Source organism: Actinomadura sp. BRA 177, assembly GCF_013372625.1.
Classification (GTDB): domain Bacteria; phylum Actinomycetota; class Actinomycetes; order Streptosporangiales; family Streptosporangiaceae; genus Spirillospora.
In genome coordinates, this window is the sequence record NZ_JABXFD010000210.1 from 1 (window position 1) to 3,975 (window position 3,975).

5 protein-coding genes are annotated in these 3,975 nt (G+C 74.1%); 2 read left to right on the forward strand and 3 right to left on the reverse strand.

What is annotated here, in order from left to right; translation table 11 throughout:
- Positions 1-428, reverse strand: a 428-nt coding sequence (locus HUX53_RS07570) for an anti-sigma factor (protein ID WP_176402441.1), incomplete at its 3' end; no start/stop codon positions are given.
- Between the two features lie 63 nt (positions 429-491).
- Positions 492-1,235, reverse strand: a complete 744-nt coding sequence (gene sigE / locus HUX53_RS07575) for an RNA polymerase sigma factor SigE (RefSeq protein ID WP_255205028.1) — start codon at positions 1,233-1,235, stop codon at positions 492-494.
- A gap of 171 nt (positions 1,236-1,406) precedes the next feature.
- On the opposite strand from sigE, the gene HUX53_RS07580 reads away from it, so the two are divergent.
- Both HUX53_RS07580 and HUX53_RS07585 read left to right on the forward strand, forming a co-directional pair.
- Positions 1,407-2,066 (forward strand): O-methyltransferase, encoded by a 660-nt coding sequence (locus HUX53_RS07580; protein WP_176402443.1) that lies wholly within the window; start codon positions 1,407-1,409, stop codon positions 2,064-2,066.
- Between the two features lie 2 nt (positions 2,067-2,068).
- Positions 2,069-2,674 carry a hypothetical protein gene (locus tag HUX53_RS07585; protein WP_176402444.1) on the forward strand — a complete coding sequence of 202 codons (606 nt, stop codon included), beginning with the start codon at positions 2,069-2,071 and terminating at the stop codon, positions 2,672-2,674.
- Here the strand turns inward: HUX53_RS07585 and HUX53_RS07590 are convergent.
- Positions 2,667-3,848, reverse strand: a complete 1,182-nt coding sequence (locus tag HUX53_RS07590) for a M17 family metallopeptidase (protein ID WP_309237102.1) — start codon at positions 3,846-3,848, stop codon at positions 2,667-2,669. The genes HUX53_RS07585 and HUX53_RS07590 overlap by 8 nt on opposite strands.
- Between the last annotated feature and the right edge of the window lie 127 nt (positions 3,849-3,975).

Consider the following 3,975-nt stretch of genomic DNA (forward strand, 5'->3'; position numbering starts at 1 on the left):
CGGCGGATGAGTGTGTGTTTCTGCTCTGTGGCGTGGATTTGTGTGTAAGGGGCATTCCCGCCGCCGCACCGTCCGGCCCGGCCGCTGCGGCCATCGACCCGCCCGGCGCTGGGCCGCGCCGGTCGGGTCGATGACCGCGGCGGCCGGGCCGGACGGTGCGGCGGCGGGACGTCGGCGGCGGGAGGCGGCTCGGCGGCCGCGGGCAGGGAGCGCAGCCGGGTCAGGAAGTCGGGGGTCGGCAGGTCGTCGACGCCGTCGGCCGCGGGGAGCCCGGACAGGCCCCGCAGCCGTCCCTTGAGCCGGCGCAGGCCGGCGACCTCGGCCCGGCACTGGGCGCATCCCGCGAGATGGGCGAGCACGCGGTCGCGCTCCTCGTGTCCCAGCTCATCGTCGACCAGAGCGGTCAGACGCTCCCCCAGACAACTCACGCCGCCTCCGTCGTTCCCATTCGGTCAGGCGCGCGGTCCCACCCCGCGCGCGTTGAGTTCGGCCTAGACGCCGTCCGGCTGCGGCATCGCGCCGCCCGCCGCGCGCAGGCCCCCCGCCGGCGCCGCCGCCTCGCCGTCATCGGCGGCCTGCCGCGCCTCGGCCGCCTGGTACTCGTTGCGCGTGCCGGGCCGGCGCCGGGTCGGCGCGCGGTGCTCCAGCGCGGCGCGCAGCTGCGCCCGCCCCCGGTGGATGCGGCTGCGCACGGTGCCGAGCTTGACGCCCAGCGTCGCGGAGATCTCCTCGTAGGACAGGCCCTCGATGTCGCACAGCACGACGGCCGCGCGGTACTCGGGGGCCAGCGCGTCGAGCGCCGCCTGGACGTCGGCGTCGAAGTTGGTGTCGTCGAACGCCTGCGCCGGGGTCGGCTCGCGGCCCTGGAGGCGCTCGGCGGCGTCGTCGGCGAGGCCCTCGAAGCGGATGCGCTGGCGGCGCCGCGCCATGTCGAGGAACAGGTTCGTGGTGATGCGGTGCAGCCAGCCCTCGAACGTTCCCGGTGTGTAGTTCGACAGCGAGCGGAACACGCGCACGAAGACCTCCTGGGTGAGGTCCTCGGCGTCGTGCTGGTTGCCGGTCAGCCGGTAGGCCAGCCGGTAGACGCGCGCGGAGTGCTCGCGGACGACCTCGTCCCAGGACGGCGGCGCCCACTCGGCCTCGGGGGCGTTCTCGCGGGTGCGAGCGGCGTTCCCAAGCCCCTGCCTGGCGCCGACCCCCACAGCGCTTCTGAAACTGAGTGCTGCGACTCCCATGGTGCCGGGCTGTTCCTCTCTCGTGAGCCAAGGTCTCGCCTTGGAACGGCACGGTCTCGCCTGGGCTGGGGCGGTTCCTGAACCAACTGCGCGGTTCTGCTTTCACGGGTGACAACGCGCTGAAACTCCAGTTGGTTCCCTGTCAACGATATGGTCTTTCCAGCATGAGGCATGCGGGGGTCCCGCGAGGAGGCAGCCATCGACGCCATTCAGGCCACCCGGGCCTACGTGGAGGATTTCCTCCCCGAAGACGAGCCGCTCCTGGCCGCCAGGCGGCGCGGCGAGGAGGTCGGCGCGTCCCCGATCGGCCCCGCGGGCGGTGCGGCGCTGCGCTTCCTCGCGACGCTGATCGGCGCGCGGACGGTCGTGGAGGTCGGTTCCGGCTGCGGCGTGTCCGGCGTCTGGCTGATGCGCGGCATGCCGAAGGACGCGGTGCTGACGAGCGTGGACATCGAGCCCGAGCACCAGCGGCTGGCGAAGCTCGCCTACCGGGAGGCGGGGCTGTCCGGCTTCCGCACCCGGATGATCAGCGGGCCCGCGCTGGAGGTGCTGCCCCGGCTCACCGACGGCGCCTACGACATGGTGTTCTGCGACGCGGTCAAGCGGGAGTACCCCGAGTACCTGACGGACGCGCTGCGGCTGCTGCGCCCCGGCGGCGTGGTCGCGTTCGACAACGCGCTGTGGCACGACCGGGTCGCCGACCCGGCGCACCGCGACCCGGAGACCGAGGCGATCCGCGAGGTGCACCGCGTGATCCTGGACGACGACCGGCTCGTCCCGTTCCTGGCCCCGGTCGGCGACGGGCTGCTGTGCGCCGTCAAACGCGCCTGACCATGGAGACGGTCGAGGTCCGCGAGGTGTTCGCGGTGCGGAACCGGGTGACGTGGCGCGGGATCTGGCAGGCGGTGGCGTTCCTGATCCTGTTCATCGCGTCGGTGGGATTCATCACGAGCGGCGTCGTGGCCGGCATGGGCGTGGGGAGCGTCACGTTCATGCTGCTCGGGGTGGCGGGGCTCGTCCTGTTCGGGACGGGCCTGCTGCTGTCGGTCGGCGGGATGCTGGCGCGCCGTCCCGTCCTCCTCCTGGACGGCGAGGGGGTGCGGCGCCCGGCGCGCTGGCCCATGCCGCGCTCGTCGGGGCGCTCGCTGCCCTGGGACGAGGTGGCCGGGATCGCGGCGCTGCGGCGCGGGATGGCCGGCACCCGCCGGGGCGAGCAGGACTACCTGGTCTTCCTGCCGGATCCGGAGCTGGCGGAGCTGGCGCGCACGTCGGACCGTCCGCAGCTCGTTGCGCTGACGATGCGGGACGTCCCGTCCACGGCGGCGGCCGTCCCGTGGTGCTTCGCGGTGGAGCAGGGCTGGGACGCGACGCTCGCGGAGATCGTCAAGGAGGCCCGGCGGCGGCGCCGCGTCCCGGTCATCGACCGCCGGACTAAGTGAGCCAGTCGAGCAGCAGGCGGACGCCGAAGCCGGTCGCGCCCCGAGTGAGCTCGGCATCGTCGGACGTGGCGCGCCCCGGCCCCGCGATGTCGAGGTGCGCCCAGGGCCGGTCGCCGGTGAACTCGCGCAGGAACAGCGCCGCCGTGATGGAGCCGCCGCCGTAGCCGCCGCGCCCGATGTTGGCGACGGCGGCGACGTCGGAGTCGATCGCGGTGCGGTAGTCGGCCGTCAGCGGGAGCCGCCACACCGGCTCGCCCGCAGCCGCTCCAGCGCTGGTCAGCGCGTCGGCGAGGGCGTCGTCGGTGGCGAACAGCGCGGCGTGCCGCAGGCCGAGCGCGACCTTGGCGGCGCCGGTGAGGGTCGCGACGTCCACGACCGCGTCGGGGGCGAGTTCGGCGTCGGCGTAGGCGAGCGCGTCGGCGAGGACGAGCCGCCCCTCGGCGTCTGTGTTCAGCACCTCGGAGGTCGTCCCGCCGAAGTGGGTGATCACGTCGCCGGGGCGCATCGACGACCCGGACGGCATGTTCTCCGCCGCCGCGACCAGGCCGGTGACGCGGGCGCGGGCGCCGAGGCCGCGCAGCGCGCTCATGACGGCGATGACCGCGCCGCCGCCCGCCATGTCGGTCTTCATCGTCTTCATGCCCTCGTTCGGCTTCAGCGACAGGCCGCCGCTGTCGAACGTGATGCCCTTGCCGACCAGCACGACGTGCCTTTCGGCGGGCTCGTCGGGCTCGTAGGACAGTTCGATGAGGCGGGGCGGCCGGGCGGAGCCGCCCCCGACGGCGAGCAGCCCGCCGAAGCCGCCCTCGGCCAGCTCCTTCTCGCCGCGGACGCGGACGGTGAGGCCGGCCTCCGTGGCGACCTGCTCGGCCCGCGCGGCAAGCCAGGACGGGTCCTTCTCCCCGGCCGGAGTGTTGGCGAGGTCGCGGGCCAGCGCGGTGGCCCGCGCCCGCGCGGTGCCCCCCTCGATCGCCGGGGCGCCGGCCTCCGGCCCGGCCTCGGTCAGCACGGCGAGGGTGCCGAGCGCCTTCTTGGCCGGCGGGGCGCCGATCTTGAACTCGTAGGAGGCGAGCAGCGCGCCCTCGGTGAACGCGGCGAGGTCGCCGTCCGGGACGCCGGCGACGAGCGCCGTCCGGCCCCTGCCGCGGCGGGCCCGCGCCGGTCTCTTATCCACCTCTGACGCTGCCGACGGAGAGGGTGGTCGAGGTGTCGGTGGTGGCCGCATACTGTAACAACAGATCACCACGAGCAACACGAGATAGTACACACAGCAGTCACGCCCATAACACCGCACCACACAT

What these genes read in the sequence shown, in the direction of transcription:
- sigE (WP_255205028.1), bottom strand. Translation starts at nt 1,235, where the DNA reads ATGGGAGTCGCAGCACTCAGTTTCAGAAGCGCTGTGGGGGTCGGCGCC.
- HUX53_RS07580 (WP_176402443.1), top strand. Translation starts at nt 1,407, where the DNA reads ATGCGGGGGTCCCGCGAGGAGGCAGCCATCGACGCCATTCAGGCCACC.
- HUX53_RS07585 (WP_176402444.1), top strand. Translation starts at nt 2,069, where the DNA reads ATGGAGACGGTCGAGGTCCGCGAGGTGTTCGCGGTGCGGAACCGGGTG.